Raw genomic sequence first — 15447 nt, forward strand, 5'->3', positions numbered from 1 at the left:
GGTTCGTGGGTCGGGGCGGTCGCGGTGGTTCGGTGCGGGATCGTGGCGGGGCACGGGGCGGGCAAGTTCGCACGGGTCGGGCGAGCCCGCACGGCACGACGAACCCAGCACCGTGCGATTCCGTGGCCGCGGGCCGCGTCAGTCGGCCGCGCCCCGCGGGGGATCGACGAGCAGCCCGACGCGGTCGTCCAGGTAGTCGGCGAGGGGGACCGCGGCGCCGGTGGTCGGGGACCACCGGACCGAGGGCACGTCCTCGATGACGACGAGCACGCCCTCGGCGCCGACGAGGGAGTCGTCGACGGGGATCGGGACGGCGCCGTGGTTCACCGTGTCACCGGCGCTGAAGTGCCCCTTCGCGGCGGCGGCGCGGTAGGCGCGACGGACCTCGGCGGAGACCGACTGGTACTGCGACCGACCGGGTTCGGTGACACGGGTGATCGACCCGGTGGCCCAGACACGGCCGGCGGTCTCGGGGGACGACCCGATCAGGAGTGCTCCGACCCGCCACACCCGGCCGAGGGGTCGCATCGTCGGGTCACGACGGATCCCGAGGACGGCCTTCGGCTGCACGTACTCGCCGAGTGCTTCGTCCGGGACGTCCGCGGCGCGGAGCCGTCGGGCCGCTGCGTCGAGGAGCTCCCGCGCCCGCTGCACTCCGTCCGTCACGTCCACCGAGCCTAGACCGGGTGGTGGTCGTGTTCTCGGTGGTGGTCCGCTCGACGTGGTGCGCTGCGCTGCGGCGTCCGTGGCTGGTGCCGGCGCGGCTCGTGCCAGCGCGTCGACGACGTGCGGCGCTCACGAAGCCCGCCGTCATCATCACTGCCCCGTACGTCAGGAGCACGCCGGCGACCGCAGGGATGAGCCAGCTCCGCGACCCGTTGACGACCTGGTTGACGATGCCGATCTCCGGCACGGAGTACCAGACCACGCCGCGGATCTGCACGGCGGTGACCGGTGCCGGGTCGGCCTCGGCGTTGTTGTCGCCCTTGAGGACGAAGGTTCGCTCGCCGTCCGACGACGACGACACCGAGACCACCCGGTGGCTGACGACCGCGGGCTGGCCCGACACGATCTGGTAGGTCACGACGTCGCCGACGCGGATGTCGTCGATCGGGGTCGGACGGACCACGAGCAGGGTCCCCGGCGGCAGTGTCGGCTCCATCGACTGCGTCAGGACGGTGAGCGGCATCGAGCCGGTGGCCTTCGGCACGACGATCAGCACGACCGCCAGGGCCGCGACGAGCAGCAGGAGTCCGGTACTGAGACCGAGCACGACGGCGTGGACGACGGCGCGCCAGCCGGAGCGCGGGGTGGGGGTGCTCATGCGCCGCATCGGATCGCCGCCCCGTTGTCCTGCGTGAAGAGCGTGACCTTGCCGGTGCCCGCGACGGTCGACGTGGGGTTGCCGGCGCTGTCGAGCACCTTGACGGTGACGGTCAGCGTGCCAGCGGTGCCGGCGCTCGCGGGGACGTCCGGCGGGGCGATCGTGATGAACGCGGAGTAGTCCTGCGCCTTCTGCCCGACCGGGGTCGAGCCGACGAACGCGCCGTACCAGGTGTCCATCGGCCGGTTCGCGGCATCCCACCGGATCTCGACGTACCAACCGCCGTGGTCCGTGCAGACCAGCGAGGGCGTGGTGTCGACGGTCGCCGCCGGGGTGGTCAGGGTGAAGCCGCCGGCGACGACGCCCGAGGTCCAGGTGCCGCTCGTGACGGTGAGGTTGACGTTCACCTTGGCGGTCGAGCCGGCCGGGGCCGATGACTGCAGGGTGCTGCGGGTGCACCAGACGGCGGAGGCGCCGGCGGCCAGCTTCGCGCTCATGCTCGGCAGCGACGCCCAGGTGCCGGTGACGGACCCGGTGCCGACGGCCGTGCTCGTGGTGCAGCCCGCGGTCGAGGCGACCGGCCAGGCGACGACGGTGACGGCCTTGGCGAGCGCGGTCGAGCTGCCGGACACGACGGAGACCGTGGTGGTGGCGGTGCCGGCGAGGGTGCCCGAGTCGGTCAGGGTGATCGGCTTCGTCGTCGAGGTGACGCTCGACGAGAACGCCGTGGTGAGGGCGCTCGTGCCGCCGATGGACGCCGCGACCGTGCCGACCGTGGTGCTCGCCGCTGTGGTGCCCGACGCGCTCCACAGTGCCCACGCGGCGCTCGAGGTGCCACCGACGAACACGGCGGTGAGGAGCACGGCGACGAGGAGCCGGAGGCGGCGGTTCATGCGGAGACCTGCGTTCCCGTGACGGTGAGGGTGAAGTCGGTGGTGGCGCCGGCGACGCTCTGCGGGGCGTCGGCGTCGAGGGCCATCTCGAGGCAGGCGATGCCGCTGACCCCGGCCGGCAGGGTGAAGGACCCGGTGCCGGTGTCGAAGGTGGCGAGCCGCGCGCTCGTGCCGGTGAGCCCGGGCACGCACTTCGCGGCCGAGGACACCATCGCGAGGTGGAGCGTCAGCTCACCGGTCGCCGCCGCGACGGACGACTTGGAGGCCGTCGTCGTGACGCGCATGGACAGGGGGATCGACCCGGTGTTCCGCACCGTGAAGGTGCCGGTGGTGCTCGTGCCCGGCCCGAGGACCGCGGTGTTCATCGCCGTGGTGCTGCCGACGGTGACGGTCGCCGTGGCGGAGCGCACCGTGGTGGCTGCAGTGCTGGCGGTCCCGTTCCAGAGGGCGTACGTGCCGCCGGCGCCGAGGAGCGCCGTTCCGACCGCGACGACCAGGGCGATCGCGACCGGCCACACCCAGCGGTACCGTCGGGCTGCGCGGTGGCGTCCCGTCGTCCGCTGTGTGGCGGTCATGTGCGTGCTCCTGGTCGTCGTGGTCGGTGGGGTGCGATCGGGGGATCAGGAACCGATCGCGGTCTGGGTCAACGTGAAGGCCAGCGCGCTGAGGTTGATCGAGCCGCCCTGACCGGTGGTCGCCGACGAGGGGAGCGTCACCGTGAAGACGACCTTGACGGTCGACGTGGACGAGGACGGCGAGACCACGAAGGTGTTCGTGTTCGACGAGGACTGCACGACCGAGGCGCTCGTCGACGTGACGGCCAGCGTCTTCGTCGTGGCGGCGAGCAGCGCGGCGTCGCCGGTGATGCTCTGGTTGGCGTAGGTCAGGTTCGCCTTGAGGTCCTGGCCGGTCGCACCGATGTTCAGCGTCTGGGTGAACTGGGACGTGTTGCCCGGGACCATCAGGGCCTTCGTCGGGTCGATCGCGGTGGAACGACCGTTCGTGATGTCGGTCCAGGCGCCGTCGTTGTTGGCGCTCAGCGTCAGGGTGCCGGCGCTCACGGCGGATGCGGCGCTCGAGGCGCTGGCGTTCCAGAGGGCGAACGTGCCCGCACCGCCGAGGAGGAGTGCGACGCCTGCTGCGCCGGCGATGGCACCGGTGACGATCTTGTGCATGGGGTGGATCCGTTCCTGCGTGCTCCGGGCACGCTGAAGCCCACCGGGGACATTCGGGCGTCGTGTCCGGTGGGGAGGTTGTCATCGACCCAGTGGTTGGAGGGGGTCGCGGCTGACCGGTGCCGAGAACGGTCGCCGGGCCTCGGAGCGCATGTGCTGCTGCTCGGGCGGGCTGGACTCGCTCTGGTGACGACGTTAGCTGTCCCCCAAAGTGCCGACAAGCGAGAACGATCGTTCACCCGGACCCCAGAACAGGGGTCATTTTTGTCCCCACTAGGGAGGACATGGTTTGTACCCCGCTTTCTGGGTGCGCGCTTCGCGTGCGCAGGGCAATCGCGGAAGGAATGCCGGTACGCACGGCGTCGTTGCACCGTCCGGAAACGAGGAGGGCCCATGGGCATCGTGCGCTGGTTGTTCGACGCGCAGATCGTCATCGGCGACCAGACGGTGCTCTGGCGCGAGGTGATCGGCAACGTCTTCGGGCTGCTCAGCGCCCTCGGGGGCATGCGCCGGAAGGTCTGGGCCTGGCCGGTCGGACTGGTCGGCAACGCCCTGCTCTTCACCGTCTTCATGGGCGCGCTCTTCGACACCCCGAACCCCGTCAACCTGCTCGGGCAGGCCGGCCGTCAGGTCATGTTCATCATCGTGAGCATCTACGGCTGGTACCGGTGGACGCACCGCCCCGAGGACGCGACGACCGTGATCGACCCGCGCTGGGCCTCCTGGCGGACCCGTCTGCTGCTCGTCGTCGGCATGGTCGGCGGCACCGCCCTGCTGACCCCCGTCTTCCGCGCGCTCGGGTCCTACGAGCCGGTGTGGAGCGACGCGTGGATCTTCGTCGGATCGCTGCTCGCCACCTACGGCATGGCGAAGGGGTGGGTCGAGTTCTGGCTCATCTGGGTGGCGGTCGACCTGGTCGGCGTGCCGCTGCTGTTCTCCGCCGGGTACTACGCCTCCGGGTTGATGTACGTCTTCTACGGCGTCTTCACCCTGACCGGGTTCTTCGTTTGGATGCGCCAGCGGGTCCGCCCGCCGGCGGCGCCCGTCACCGTCGGCTGACCGCTGTGATCACGACGCGCTGACGCGGCCCGGAGCACGGCCCCCGCTCTGGGACGAGACAAACGGCCCGGAATGCGCTGCAATGGTCGGATGGAACCCCTGCACGGCGAACGCGTCGAGGACGACGAGTCCCTCGCAGAGCGCACGGTGCGCGCGGCCATCCGTGCCTACCGGCTGCACCCGTTCGACACCGTCGACGCGGCGGTCGTCGCCGAGGTGGCCGGTATCCCGCTCGAGACCGTCGAGCGGCTGTTCCCGACCTGGCACGCCCTGCTCCTGGTCACCTACGACCGGTGGGCGCAGCTGCGGGGGACCCGGCGGAAGAACCCGCCCACGTGCACGATCGAGCACGTCCGTCTGACCCTGGCCGAGGACGTCGCCGACCCCGGGCTCGTCCGGGTGCTCGCCGGGCTGATCACCGTGGCCAGCTCGGAGTCCGGGTTCGCCGAACTGTTCCGCAAGCGGTTCGAGGAGTACGCCGAGCAGCTGACCGTCGGGCTGCAGCGCGACTTCGACAAGGGCTCGGAAGAGGCCGGCATCCCCGCGTACCAGGCTGCGACCCAGCTGCTCGCGGTCTACGAGGGGCTGCAGATCCAGATGCTGGTCCGCCCGCACATCGATGTCCTGGTGGAGTTCGACCGCGCGGCGAACACCCTGCGCCAGGGCTGGAAGCGGCATGCCGTCCCGTCGTGGGACCTCGACGAGGCACCCGTCCGCGTCTGAGCGCAGCGGCAAGCTCTCCGGTTTGGAAAGTATTTGCCAAACTGGAAAGTACTTGCAACACTGGTGTCAACGAGAGGGGACACCATGGAGGACACCACCGCACGACCCGGACCCGCCGAGGCGGCCCGACTGCTCGACCAGGCGGACCGGATCGGCCGACGTGCGCACGACGCCGTCCGCTGGCCGTACGTCATGTTCATCACCGCGCTCGGCGTCGCGACGTCGCTCGGCACGCTCGGCATGGGGCTCACGACCGGGGACGCGTTCGCCGCCGTCTACGTCGGCACCCTCGTGGCCCTGTTCGCCCTGGTGGTGTTCTTCATGGTGAGCATCCGCGGCCGCTCGGCCTTCGCCCGGAGCCGCCGCTGGACCGTCTACATCGCAAGCTGGGCTGTCACCTACCTGGCGGCGATCGCCGTGGTCGGGTGGGTGCACGGCTCGGTGCTCTGGTCGGGCATCACCTCGGGGCTGGTGCTGCTGGTCGCCCTGGTGTGTGCGGCGCGCGAGGCCCGCTCGTGAGCACCACCGACCGGGTGCACCCGCGGCACGAGCTCGACGACCTGCTGCAGCACCCCGTGCGCTTCTCGGTGATCGCCGCCCTGACCCGTGCCGGCACCCTGGGGTTCCGCGAGGTGCGGGACGCGGTCGAGGTCAGCGACTCGGTGCTGAGCAAGCAGGTCTCCGCGCTCGAGGCGGCCGGCTACGTGTCGGTGGGGAAGGGGTTCGTGGGCAAGACACCCCGCACGTCGATCACCCTGACGGCGTCGGGTCGGGCCGTCTGGGCCGCCCACCTGGACGCGCTCCGCCGCATCGCCGCCGGCTGATCGGCGGGGATCAGCCCCGCCGCCCCCGCCGCCACGACAACATCTGCCGCACTGTCACCTTCGACCCGTACTGCGCGACCGAGTGCCGGAACAGGTACTCCGCGAACCACAGCAGCAGCCCGGCGACGACGAACACCTCGACGATGCAGACCACCGACTCCGCCACGGTCAGGGCCCCGACGGCGTTCCGCACCATCGCGGTGATCGGGGTGAAGGTCGGGAAGTACGTGAAGAACTGCGCGACGGGCGACGTCGGCGTCGTCATCACGAAGAACGCCGCGTACAGGGGGATGATCAGCGCGAAGATCGCCGCCGACTGCAGGGCCGAGGCGTCCTTGATCGACGGGACGGCGGCCCCGACGGCGACGAACAGCCCGGACGCCAGCAGCACCCCGCCGACGAGCAGCAGCGCCCCGGTCACCATCCGCCACGGGTCGACGGTCAGCCCACCGAGCTGCGACGACACCAGCGGCAGGGCGACGAGCAGCCCGACCAGGCCGGGCACGACGAACACGCTGACCTGCACGAAGCCGACGAGCAGCATCGCGATGACCTTGCCGCGGATCAGGTCACCCGCGGTCACCGTGGTCAGGATCATCTCGGAGATCCGGTTCTCCTTCTCCTCGACCACGACGGTGACCATCCGGGCGGCGAGCAGGATGACGAGCCCGAAGAACGCGGCGACGAACAGGAACGGCGGCACGACGGACAGCCAGCCCGGGGCAACCCGGCCGTCGGCGTAGGTGGTGACGTCGGTGGCGGGCGGACTGCGGAGCAGCTGCACGGTCTCGGGGTCGTCGACCGACGCGGCGACGCTCTGCTCGAGCACCCGCTCGGCCAGCGACGAGTACACCCCGTTGGCGAAGAGCCCGCGGTCGGCGGCGTCGACCCGGATGGCCGTCGTGGACGGCGACGACGGGAACACGATGAAGGCGTCGAGGTCACCGGATCGAACGGCTGCACGTTCGGCGGCGGCGTCGGTGGAGGGGGTCCCGCCCCACTTCGCGGCCACGGACTCCGACACCAGGCCGGACTCGTCGACGTAGTGGAACGGGGTCTTGGTGGCCGACGACCCGGACACCACGGAGTTGGTGCCGGCTGCCTGTCCGATGCCCACGAGCAACGAGACGACCACGATGACGATCGGCAGCGCGAGGGTGCCGATCCAGAACGCGGGCTTCTTGACCGCGCGGACGAACTCGAACCGGACGACCGTGCCGAGGTTGCTCATGCCGCTGCCCCGTCGGTCGACGCCGCAGCCAGGGCGTCGTGCCCGTAGACCTGCACGAAGATCTCGTCGAGCGGGATCCGGCGCATCTCGAACGCGGTGACGTGCACCCCGGCCGCGACCAGTTCTGCCAGGACGTCCGCACCGTCCGGAGCGGCGGCCTGGGTCGGGACCAGGTACGCGACGTGCCCCTCGTGGCGGGCGAGCCGGTACAGCGGTGACTTCGGTACGGGGCCGTCGAGCCCGACGCGGGCGACGGCGCCGCCGAAGGCGTCCTGCACGTCGGGCACGGATCCGTACGCGGCGGCCCGCCCGTCCTTGAGCAGCAGGATGCGGTCGCAGAGCCGCTCGACCTCGTCCATGTGGTGTGTCACGAGGACCACGGTCGCCCCGTCGGCCTTCCGTTCGTCGACCAGGTCGAGCAGGAGCCGCCGGTTCACGGGGTCGAGGCCCTTGGTCGGTTCGTCGAGGATGAGCAGCCGGGGCTGGTCCATGATCGTGATGCCGAGCTGCACCTTCTGCTGCTGCCCGCCGGACAGTTTGTCGACGCGCAGCTTCGCGCGGTCGGCGAGCCCCACCCGGGCCAGGTAGTCCATGCTCCACGCGGTCGCCTCGGCACCGCGGAGTCCGCGCAGGCGCCCGAAGTAGGTCATCACGTCGATGACGGACTCCTTGCGGTACAGCCCGCGCTCTTCGGGCAGGTAGCCGATGCCGCCGGTGGCCGGTCGGTAGGGGCGGCCGTCGATCGTCAGCGTGCCCGCCGTCGGGGTGGTGATGCCGAGCAGGGCCCGGATCGTCGTGGTCTTGCCGGAACCGTTGCTGCCGAGCAGCCCGAACGTCTCGCCGGGGGCGACGTCGAACGACAGTCCGTCGACCACGTTGCGGTCCCCGAACCGCATCACGAAGTCCTGCACGCTGATGCTCGCCCCGCTCATGCGGCGACCCTACCGGGACTTCCTTCCCAGAACGGCTGCGATGGGATGCGAGAACGGGCGTACTTGGTCGGAACTCTCGACCCGGTACGCCCGCTTCCGGCAGGTACGCCCGTTTCGACCCGGTACGCCCGTTTCCGCCGGGTACGCCGGGTTCCGCGGGCAGACGCGGGACACGGCGGACGGGAGGCGCGGTGCCAGCTGGCACCGCGCCTCCCGTCCGTCGTCCGGTCGCGCCCAGGGCGCGGCTCGCGTCAGGAACGCAACCAGGCCGTCCCCACGCCCGACAGGGCGCCGTCGACCACCGGGGCCGAGGCGAGCAGCAGCTCGCCGGCCGGCAGCGCGAAGGGCTCGTCGCCGAAGACCGTCACGCTCGTCCAGCCGTTCGGCCGACGGAACGCGAGCACGTCGTCGCGGCCGGTCTCGATCCACTCGAGCTGTTCCTCGGACTGCAGCTGGCCACGCAGGCCGAGCGCCTTCCGGTACAGGTTGAGGGTCGAGTCGGGGTCGGCGTCCTCGGCCTCGACGCTGGAGTCGGCGAACCACGCCGGCTGCGGCAGGTGCGAGCCGTCCGGACCGAAGCCGAACGACGAGCCGGTGCGCGTCCACGGGATCGGAACGCGGCAGCCGTCACGACCGACGTCGACGCCCGGGTTGCGGAAGAACGCCGGGTCCTGGCGGTCGGCGTCCGGGATGTCGCCGACCTCGTGCAGCCCGAGCTCCTCGCCCTGGTACAGGTAGGCGGAGCCGGGCAGGGCGAGCTCGAGCAGCGTCGCGGCCTGCGCGCGACGCAGGCCGAGCGACCGGTCGAGCGCGTCCTGCGAGCCACCGGCGAGCAGCCACGCGCTGCCCTGCTTGTCGGTGCCACCGGCGCGGGGCGGCAGGGCGTAGCGGGTGGCGTGCCGGACGACGTCGTGGTTCGAGAACACCCACGTGGTCGACGAGCCGGACTGCTCGGCGAGGCCGAGGTTGAACTCGATGATCGTGCGGAACTGGCCGGCGTCGAAGTCGGCCTCGAGCAGGTCGAAGTTGAACGCCTGACCGAGCCCCTCGGCGCTGGCGTAGCGGGCACGGCGGTGCGCGGGGACCCAGGCCTCGGCGACCGCGGTGCGGGCCGGCGTGTACTCGTTGAAGACCGTCCGCCACTCGGCGTAGATCTCGTGCACGTCGTCACGGTCCCAGAGCGGGTGCGTGCCGTCCTTCGGCATCTCGGCGAGCTCGGCCCAGGTGGGCAGGGTCTCGCCCAGGTCCTTCGCCAGGCCGTGGGCCACGTCGATGCGGAACCCGTCGACGCCGCGGTCGGACCAGAAGCGCAGGGTGTGCAGGAAGTCGTCGCGGACCTCGCGGTTCGCCCAGTTCAGGTCGGGCTGCTCCTTCGCGAAGCTGTGCAGGTACCACTGACCGTCGCCGACGGCGGTCCAGGCCGGGCCACCGAAGATCGAGATCCAGTCGGCGGGGGCTTCCTCGCCGGACGGTCCGCTGCCGTCGCGGAACACGTAGCGGTCGCGGGCGGGGGAGCCCTTGGGCGCTGCGAGCGCCTCGCGGAACCACTCGTGCCGGTCGCTCGTGTGGTTCGGGACGACGTCGACGATCACCCGGATGCCGGCGGCGTGCAGTGCCTCGACCATCCGGTCGAAGTCGTCGAGGGTGCCGAGGCGCGGGTCGACGCCCCGGTAGTCGTCGACGTCGTAGCCGCCGTCGGCCAGGGCGGACGGGTAGAAGGGGCTGAGCCAGACGGCCTCGATGCCGAGTGAGGCCAGGTACGGCACCCGCTCGGTGATGCCGGGCAGGTCGCCGATGCCGTCGCCGTTCGCGTCGGCGAACGAGCGGGGGTAGATCTGGTAGACGCTGGCCTGGCGCCACCAGGTCTCGTCGTGCGAGGTGGTGGCGGGCTGGGCGAGGGTGTCGGTCACGTCGGGCCTTTCGTGGGTCGAGGGGGTCGTCGGGTTCGAGGGGTGTGTGTCGGTCGGGCCCGCACCGGCGGTGTCGGTCACTTGATGGCCCCCTGGGTCACGCCGGCCATCACCCACCGCTGGGTGACGAGGTAGACGATGATCGCCGGGGCCATCGCCATCAGGTACGAGGCGAACGACACGTTGTAGTTGTTGCTGAACTGCGTCTGGAACATCTGCTGCAGCACCGGCAGGGTCTGCAGCGCCGGGTCGGAGGTGATCAGCGACGGCATCACGAAGTCGTTCCAGGACGCGAGGAACGCGAAGATGCCGACGGTGGCGCTCATCGGTGCCAGCAGCGGGAACACGAGTCGCCAGAACACCTGCCCCGTGCTCGCACCGTCGATGCGTGCACTCTCCTCCAGTTCCGCCGGGATCGACCGCAGGAAGGCCGTGAAGAGCAGCACGCTGAAGGACAGCTGGAACATGACGTGCAGGATCGCGACGCCGAGCGGGTTGTCCAGGTGCGCGAGCCCGGTGAGCTTCACCTGCGACAGCGCGAGCACCGGGAACGGCAGGAACATCGCCGCGAGCAGGTAGAAGAACGACCAGCGGAACAGCCGGCGGTCCCAGTTCCGGGCGATCGCGTAGGCCGTGAACGAGGCGAGCAGGATCGTGCCGACGACGGTGATCGCGGCGACGAACACCGAGACCCCGAACGCCCGCGGGAAGTCGGTCAGCTGCCACGCCTGCACGAAGCCGTCGACGCTGAACGGTGCCGGCAGCGAGAACGCGTTGCCGTCGACGGCCTGGCCGGTGGTCTTGAACGCCATCGTCAGGGTGACGTACAGCGGCACGAGCACCGACAGCGCGCACAGCACGAGGACGACGGTGACGGGCCAGTTCGAACGAGCGCGGCCGGCCTTGCCCGAGCCGGAGGACCGGTCAGCGTCGACGGAACGGATGCTGCCGGTCGCGGTGGTCCCCGGTCGCAGGGGTGCTTGCAGGGACATCAGAGCGCTGCCTTCCCGCGGGTCGCCCGCAGCTGGATCACGGCGATGACGACCGCGATGACGAAGAAGATCGTGGCGTTCGCCATCTGGTAGGCGTAGTCGCCGCCGTTGAAGCCCTTGAAGATCGACATCGCGACACTGGTGGTCGAGGTGCCGGGGCCGCCGTCGGTCAGGCCGACGATGATGTCGTACGAGTTCAGGAAGTTCTTGAACCCGATGACCAGGTTGATCAGGATGTAGCCCGCCGTCAGCGGTGCGGTGATCGAGATGAGCTGCCGCCACGCGCTGGCACCGTCGAGGGCTGCTGCCTCGTACACCTCGCCGGGGATCGAGAGGACGCCGGCGATGTAGATGAGGAGCGTCGACGGGATCGCCTGCCAGGCGGTGACGACGACGATCGCCAGCCAGGCCAGGTCGGGGTTCGCCAGGATGCTCTGCTCGAGCGGCCCGAAGCCGATCGCGGTGGCGAAGGCCGGCAGGCTGTTCGCGAACAGGAACGAGAACACGTAGGCGATGACGATGCCCGAGATCACCATCGGCAGCACGAACACCGCACGCAGCGCGATCTTGCCGCGGATCTTCGACGTCAGCGCGATGGCGAGCAGGAACGCGATCGCGTTCACGACGATCACGGTGACGAGTGAGAAGCCGAGCGTGAACAGGTACGCCTGCAGGATCGCGGGGTCGGAGAACACCGCGATGTAGTTGGTGAGCCCGGTGAAGCGGAACTCGCCGAAGCCGACGGAGTTCGTGAAGCTCAGCACGATGCCCATCACGGCCGGCAGCGTGATGGCGAGCGTGAAGAGCACCAGGGTGGGTAGCAGGAACGCCAGGAAGAGCGGGTCGACGCGGGGCTTGCGTCGTCCGTCCCGTCGTCCGGCCTGGAGGCCCGGTGCGGCTCCGCCACGGCGGCGGCGGTCCGCCGTCGTGATGGATTCGGTGGTCGTGGTTGCCATTCGGACGTCTCCTTACGCGGCCGTGCGGAGCGCGAGACGCGCCCAGTCGGCGTCGAGGGTGCGGAGCTGGCGCTGCGGGTCGCCGCCGAAGGCGATCGACTGCGCGTAGTTCGCGACCGGGATCTCGGCGGGGATGAGCTGCGAGGCGCCGAGGTAGAAGGCTGCATCGTCGTAGTACGACTGCATGCCACGGAGGGCGGGGTTCGACGCCGGGGGAGCGTCCTTGCGCACCCCGAAGCCGTTGTTGTCCGCGTTGTACTTGTCGTTGACCTGCTTGGTCATCAGGAACGACAGGAACTCGCGGGCGGCCTCCTGCTTGCGCGACGCCTCCGGGATCCAGAGCGCCAGGTCGACGTTCACGCGGACCTTGCGGTCGGCCGGGTCGTCGGTGACGGGGAGCGGGAAGGTGCCGAGGTCCATGTCCTTCGTGGTCTTGGCGATCTCGCCGAGGGCCCACGGCCCCTGCAGGTACATGCCCGCCTTGCCCTGGGCGAAGGCGAGGTTGCCGTCGCCGTACCCGCGGCTCGCGGCGCCGTCCTGGTGCCAGGCGCGGAGCTGCACCATGCGATCCATCGGCTTCCGCAGGTCGCGCTCGAACGAGACCGCGGATCCCCTGCCGACGTTCGTGCCCTCGCGCCGGAGTGCCTCGAAGGTCGCCGGGGTGTCGATCATGCCGCCGATCGAGTAGTCGAACATGCCCTGGGCGATCGTCCAGTTGTCCTTGAACGTGCCGTAGATCGGCGCGATGCCGGCCTTGGTCAGGCGCTCGCACACGTCGGCGAACTCGCTCCACGTCGTCGGGACCTCGAGCCCCTGCTGCGCGAAGAGCGCCTTGTTGTAGATCACCGACGCCGCCGTCACCGAGTACGGCAGGGCGCTCTTCCGGCCGGGGTAGTCGGCGGTCTGCTCCATGAGCGGCCACAGGTCGGGGTTGATGGTGTCGGCCTGCGGCAGGTCGGACAGGTCGGTCAGCGCGCCGTGCTCGACGAACGGCACGACCGAGAAGTTGTAGTTCCAGCAGCCGAGGTCCGGCGGCCGGTTCCGCACGAAGTTCGCGGACATGCTCGAGGTCGAGTCGCGCACGACCCGGACCTTCGACTGGCTCTGGTGGAACTGCGCGATGACGTCGTCGAAGTAGCCGATGACCTCGGGCTTCGACACGTAGAACGTGATGGTCTCCGGCTTGGCGCTCGAGGACCCGATCGGGGCGCATCCGGCGAGCGCGAGGCCCGCCCCGATGCCGCCCGCTCCCAGCAGGAACCCGCGTCGGCTGACCGATGCTGCGCTCCTGGCGGTGGCGTGTGCTTGCACGTCGTCTCCGTCCGTCCGGACCCGGCGTCCCTGCCGTTCCGTCCCGCGAGCGGCTCCGATGCTGCCCGCGGAACTAAATGTAGCGAGAAAATCTAATTCCGCAAGGAACTCGTCGCGCGATAGGGTCACGACATGCCGCCACCCCGTGGAACGAGCGCAGAGACGCTGCTCGCGTACGCCTTCGACTCGTCCGCGTTCACCGCGACCGAGGCGATCGACGCCACCGGCCTGACCCGGTCGACCGTGCTCGGGGCGGCCGAAGAGCTCGTGCGGCTCGGCTGGCTCCGCGAACTCGACGATGCCCGGGCCGCGGGGGAGTACCGGATGGGACGCCCCGCCCGGCGCTACGAGCTCGACACGGTCGCCGGGGTCGTCGTCGGTGTGGACGCCGGCCAGCACCGGGTCACCGCCTTCGTTGCCGACCTGCGCGGCACGGTGCTCGGTCGCGCCGAGGGGTCGCTCGGAGAATCAGGCCTCGACGTGCCCGTTCGACTCGGGGTCCTCGCCGACACCGTGGCCGCCGCCCTCGCCTCGGCCGACGTCGACCGCGGACGGGTCCTGGTCACGGTCGTGGGCATCCCGGCGCCGGTCGACGCCGCCGGTGCCTCGCCCGACGACGGCGGCTTCTGGGTCCGGATGAACCCGGGGTTCGCCGACGCCGTGCCGGACGGGCGGGTGCTGGTCGAGAACGACGCGAACCTCGCCGCGCTCGCCGAACGGCCGTCCTCGGGTGACGCCTCGTTCGCGGCGCTGCTGTCCGGCGAACGCTTCGGCGCAGGCCTCGTCGTCGACGGGGTCCTGCTGCGCGGTGCCCACGGTGGTGCCGGGGAGATGCGGGTGCTCGAACTCGTCGAGGGTGTCGGCTCCTCCGACGGCATCGGCGCGGTCGCCCGCACCTTCGTGGCCGACGCTGTCGCTGCCGGGCACATCCCCGCGGACGCCGCGCTCGCCGCGGACGCCGCCCTGGTGTTCGCGGCCGCACGGAGCGGTGATCCGGTCGCGCGCACGATCGTCGACCGTCTGGGTGACCGCCTGGCCCGGGTCTGCATCCTGCTCGCGAGCCTGCTCGACATCGACCGCGTGGTGGTCGCCGGCGCGATCGCCCAGCCCGCGGTCGCCGTCATCGACCGCGCGCGCGACCTGCTCGCCAAGGGGCACTTCGACCCGGTGCCCGAACTCGTCGCGTCGTCGCTCGGGGCCGACGTGGTCGTCATCGGGGCCGTGGCCCACGCGGTCGACGCGGTGCGGGCCGACCCGCTGTCGTTCCCGCTGCTCAGTCGGGCAGCGGCACCTCGAGGCTCCGGTCCCACGGTTCCGTCCAGCCGAGTCGGTCGAACAGTGCATCCAGCAGCATCGCGGTGAAGCCCCACACCAGGTGCTCGTCCCCGTCGGCCTCGATGGTGAACGCCGGTCCGCGCCACTCCTGACCACTGCGGCGGATCACGGTCACGCCGCGGTTCGCCGGATCGAGCAGGTCGGCCACGGGGACCCGGAACACCGCCGCCGACTCGTGCTCGTCGACGACGCGGATCGGTGAGGGGTCGCGCCACCAGCCGATGACGGGTCGGACCAGGTGGTTCGAGAACGCCAGCGGCACGGCCGGCAGGGTGCCGAGCACCTCGACGCCGGCGGGGTCGAGGCCCGTCTCCTCCTGTGCCTCGCGGAGTGCGGCGGCGACGGCGTCCGCGTCACCGGGGTCGATGCGTCCACCGGGGAACGCGACCTCGCCGGCGTGCGCGCGCAGGGTCGTGGCCCGGGCGAGGAGCAGGACGTCGAGGTCCCGCGGGACACCGGGCGCTGCTGCCGGTCGGTCACTCGGCGTGTGGTCGAGCGCGCCGAAGAGCATCAGGACCGCGGCCCGACGTGGTGAGGCCGTGCCGCCGGGTTCGACGAGCGGCCCACCGTCGCCCCAGCCGTCCGCTGCGACCGCCGCGAGAGCAGCCCGTACCGATCCGTCGTGCGTCACTCGTTCACCCTAGGTGCGCGCCACCGAGCGGTCCCGCGGCAGCGTCGCACCGGACGCCTCACTGGGCGTTGTTCGAGTGCCGTCTGGGAGCCGCACAGGTGGGAACTGTGCGAACCGGAAGCGCCTCGGTGCCCCGTTCGCAGCAGGCCGC

17 protein-coding genes are annotated in these 15447 nt (G+C 71.0%); 5 read left to right on the forward strand and 12 right to left on the reverse strand.

The window, feature by feature from the left end; all coding sequences use genetic code 11:
- Positions 1 to 138 precede the first annotated feature (138 nt).
- The 5 genes from DEJ09_RS17990 to DEJ09_RS00780 are packed head-to-tail and all read right to left on the reverse strand — an operon-like array spanning position 139 to position 3392.
- Complete coding sequence (locus DEJ09_RS17990; protein ID WP_111087335.1) at positions 139 to 570, reverse strand: hypothetical protein; 432 nt, start codon at positions 568 to 570, stop codon at positions 139 to 141.
- Positions 536 to 1324, reverse strand: a complete 789-nt coding sequence (locus DEJ09_RS00765) for a signal peptidase I (RefSeq protein ID WP_253183680.1) — start codon at positions 1322 to 1324, stop codon at positions 536 to 538. The genes DEJ09_RS17990 and DEJ09_RS00765 overlap by 35 nt, the downstream gene beginning before the upstream one ends.
- Positions 1321 to 2217, reverse strand: coding sequence for a hypothetical protein (locus DEJ09_RS00770; RefSeq protein WP_111038224.1), 897 nt, complete (start codon positions 2215 to 2217; stop codon positions 1321 to 1323). The genes DEJ09_RS00765 and DEJ09_RS00770 overlap by 4 nt, the downstream gene beginning before the upstream one ends.
- On the reverse strand, positions 2214 to 2792 hold the full coding sequence (locus DEJ09_RS00775) for a TasA family protein (RefSeq protein WP_111087336.1): 579 nt from the start codon (positions 2790 to 2792) through the stop codon (positions 2214 to 2216). Before DEJ09_RS00775 ends, DEJ09_RS00770 begins: the two co-directional genes overlap by 4 nt.
- A 45-nt stretch (positions 2793 to 2837) precedes the next feature.
- The gene (locus DEJ09_RS00780) at positions 2838 to 3392 is read right to left on the reverse strand and encodes an alternate-type signal peptide domain-containing protein (protein ID WP_111087337.1); all 555 of its coding nucleotides are present in this window, start codon (positions 3390 to 3392) and stop codon (positions 2838 to 2840) included.
- Between the two features lie 393 nt (positions 3393 to 3785).
- Between DEJ09_RS00780 and pnuC the strand changes: the two genes are divergently transcribed.
- The 4 genes from pnuC to DEJ09_RS00800 all read left to right on the forward strand — a co-directional run bounded on the left by pnuC (position 3786) and on the right by DEJ09_RS00800 (position 5998).
- Complete coding sequence (pnuC, locus tag DEJ09_RS00785) at positions 3786 to 4451, forward strand: nicotinamide riboside transporter PnuC (RefSeq protein WP_110865285.1); 666 nt, start codon at positions 3786 to 3788, stop codon at positions 4449 to 4451.
- A gap of 90 nt (positions 4452 to 4541) precedes the next feature.
- Positions 4542 to 5174, forward strand: coding sequence for a TetR family transcriptional regulator C-terminal domain-containing protein (locus tag DEJ09_RS00790; RefSeq protein ID WP_111032838.1), 633 nt, complete (start codon positions 4542 to 4544; stop codon positions 5172 to 5174).
- A gap of 84 nt (positions 5175 to 5258) precedes the next feature.
- The gene (locus tag DEJ09_RS00795; RefSeq protein WP_111087338.1) at positions 5259 to 5693 is read left to right on the forward strand and encodes a chemotaxis protein CheY; all 435 of its coding nucleotides are present in this window, start codon (positions 5259 to 5261) and stop codon (positions 5691 to 5693) included.
- The gene (locus DEJ09_RS00800) at positions 5690 to 5998 is read left to right on the forward strand and encodes a transcriptional regulator (RefSeq protein ID WP_111022077.1); all 309 of its coding nucleotides are present in this window, start codon (positions 5690 to 5692) and stop codon (positions 5996 to 5998) included. The genes DEJ09_RS00795 and DEJ09_RS00800 overlap by 4 nt, the downstream gene beginning before the upstream one ends.
- Positions 5999 to 6008: 10 nt before the next feature.
- On the opposite strand, the gene DEJ09_RS00805 is transcribed toward DEJ09_RS00800, so the two are convergent.
- The 6 genes from DEJ09_RS00805 to DEJ09_RS00830 form a co-directional block, all read right to left on the reverse strand.
- A complete protein-coding gene (locus tag DEJ09_RS00805; RefSeq protein ID WP_111087339.1) occupies positions 6009 to 7229 on the reverse strand; it encodes an ABC transporter permease in 1221 nt (406 codons plus the stop codon).
- Entirely contained in the window at positions 7226 to 8161 is a 936-nt protein-coding gene (locus DEJ09_RS00810; RefSeq protein WP_071404266.1) for an ABC transporter ATP-binding protein, read from the reverse strand. Before DEJ09_RS00810 ends, DEJ09_RS00805 begins: the two co-directional genes overlap by 4 nt.
- Positions 8162 to 8412: 251 nt before the next feature.
- Complete coding sequence (locus tag DEJ09_RS00815; protein WP_111032940.1) at positions 8413 to 10071, reverse strand: glycoside hydrolase family 13 protein; 1659 nt, start codon at positions 10069 to 10071, stop codon at positions 8413 to 8415.
- Between the two features lie 77 nt (positions 10072 to 10148).
- Positions 10149 to 11063 carry a carbohydrate ABC transporter permease gene (locus DEJ09_RS00820; protein ID WP_111087340.1) on the reverse strand — a complete coding sequence of 305 codons (915 nt, stop codon included), beginning with the start codon at positions 11061 to 11063 and terminating at the stop codon, positions 10149 to 10151.
- Positions 11063 to 12019 (reverse strand): carbohydrate ABC transporter permease, encoded by a 957-nt coding sequence (locus DEJ09_RS00825; RefSeq protein WP_111087341.1) that lies wholly within the window; start codon positions 12017 to 12019, stop codon positions 11063 to 11065. The genes DEJ09_RS00820 and DEJ09_RS00825 overlap by 1 nt, the downstream gene beginning before the upstream one ends.
- A gap of 12 nt (positions 12020 to 12031) precedes the next feature.
- Positions 12032 to 13330: an ABC transporter substrate-binding protein gene (locus DEJ09_RS00830; RefSeq protein ID WP_111087342.1), complete on the reverse strand. Its 1299-nt coding sequence runs from the start codon at positions 13328 to 13330 to the stop codon at positions 12032 to 12034.
- A gap of 132 nt (positions 13331 to 13462) precedes the next feature.
- Here DEJ09_RS00830 and DEJ09_RS00835 point away from each other — a divergent pair, with 132 nt between their 5' ends.
- A complete protein-coding gene (locus DEJ09_RS00835) occupies positions 13463 to 14692 on the forward strand; it encodes an ROK family protein (RefSeq protein WP_111087343.1) in 1230 nt (409 codons plus the stop codon).
- Here the strand turns inward: DEJ09_RS00835 and DEJ09_RS00840 are convergent.
- On the reverse strand, positions 14604 to 15296 hold the full coding sequence (locus tag DEJ09_RS00840) for a CoA pyrophosphatase (protein WP_258372662.1): 693 nt from the start codon (positions 15294 to 15296) through the stop codon (positions 14604 to 14606). The genes DEJ09_RS00835 and DEJ09_RS00840 overlap by 89 nt on opposite strands.
- Positions 15297 to 15447: the final 151 nt, after the last annotated feature.

Origin of the sequence: Curtobacterium sp. MCLR17_055 (genome assembly GCF_003234305.1) — a bacterium.
GTDB classification, from domain to species: Bacteria; Actinomycetota; Actinomycetes; order Actinomycetales; family Microbacteriaceae; genus Curtobacterium; species Curtobacterium flaccumfaciens.

Bases quoted from the DNA above. Each gene is read 5' to 3' on its own strand.
- DEJ09_RS00765 (WP_253183680.1), bottom strand. From the start codon at position 1,324: ATGAGCACCCCCACCCCGCGCTCCGGCTGGCGCGCCGTCGTCCACGCC.
- DEJ09_RS00770 (WP_111038224.1), bottom strand. From the start codon at position 2,217: ATGAACCGCCGCCTCCGGCTCCTCGTCGCCGTGCTCCTCACCGCCGTG.
- DEJ09_RS00775 (WP_111087336.1), bottom strand. From the start codon at position 2,792: ATGACCGCCACACAGCGGACGACGGGACGCCACCGCGCAGCCCGACGG.
- DEJ09_RS00780 (WP_111087337.1), bottom strand. From the start codon at position 3,392: ATGCACAAGATCGTCACCGGTGCCATCGCCGGCGCAGCAGGCGTCGCA.
- pnuC (WP_110865285.1), top strand. From the start codon at position 3,786: ATGGGCATCGTGCGCTGGTTGTTCGACGCGCAGATCGTCATCGGCGAC.
- DEJ09_RS00790 (WP_111032838.1), top strand. From the start codon at position 4,542: ATGGAACCCCTGCACGGCGAACGCGTCGAGGACGACGAGTCCCTCGCA.
- DEJ09_RS00795 (WP_111087338.1), top strand. From the start codon at position 5,259: ATGGAGGACACCACCGCACGACCCGGACCCGCCGAGGCGGCCCGACTG.
- DEJ09_RS00805 (WP_111087339.1), bottom strand. From the start codon at position 7,229: ATGAGCAACCTCGGCACGGTCGTCCGGTTCGAGTTCGTCCGCGCGGTC.
- DEJ09_RS00810 (WP_071404266.1), bottom strand. From the start codon at position 8,161: ATGAGCGGGGCGAGCATCAGCGTGCAGGACTTCGTGATGCGGTTCGGG.
- DEJ09_RS00820 (WP_111087340.1), bottom strand. From the start codon at position 11,063: ATGTCCCTGCAAGCACCCCTGCGACCGGGGACCACCGCGACCGGCAGC.
- DEJ09_RS00825 (WP_111087341.1), bottom strand. From the start codon at position 12,019: ATGGCAACCACGACCACCGAATCCATCACGACGGCGGACCGCCGCCGC.
- DEJ09_RS00835 (WP_111087343.1), top strand. From the start codon at position 13,463: ATGCCGCCACCCCGTGGAACGAGCGCAGAGACGCTGCTCGCGTACGCC.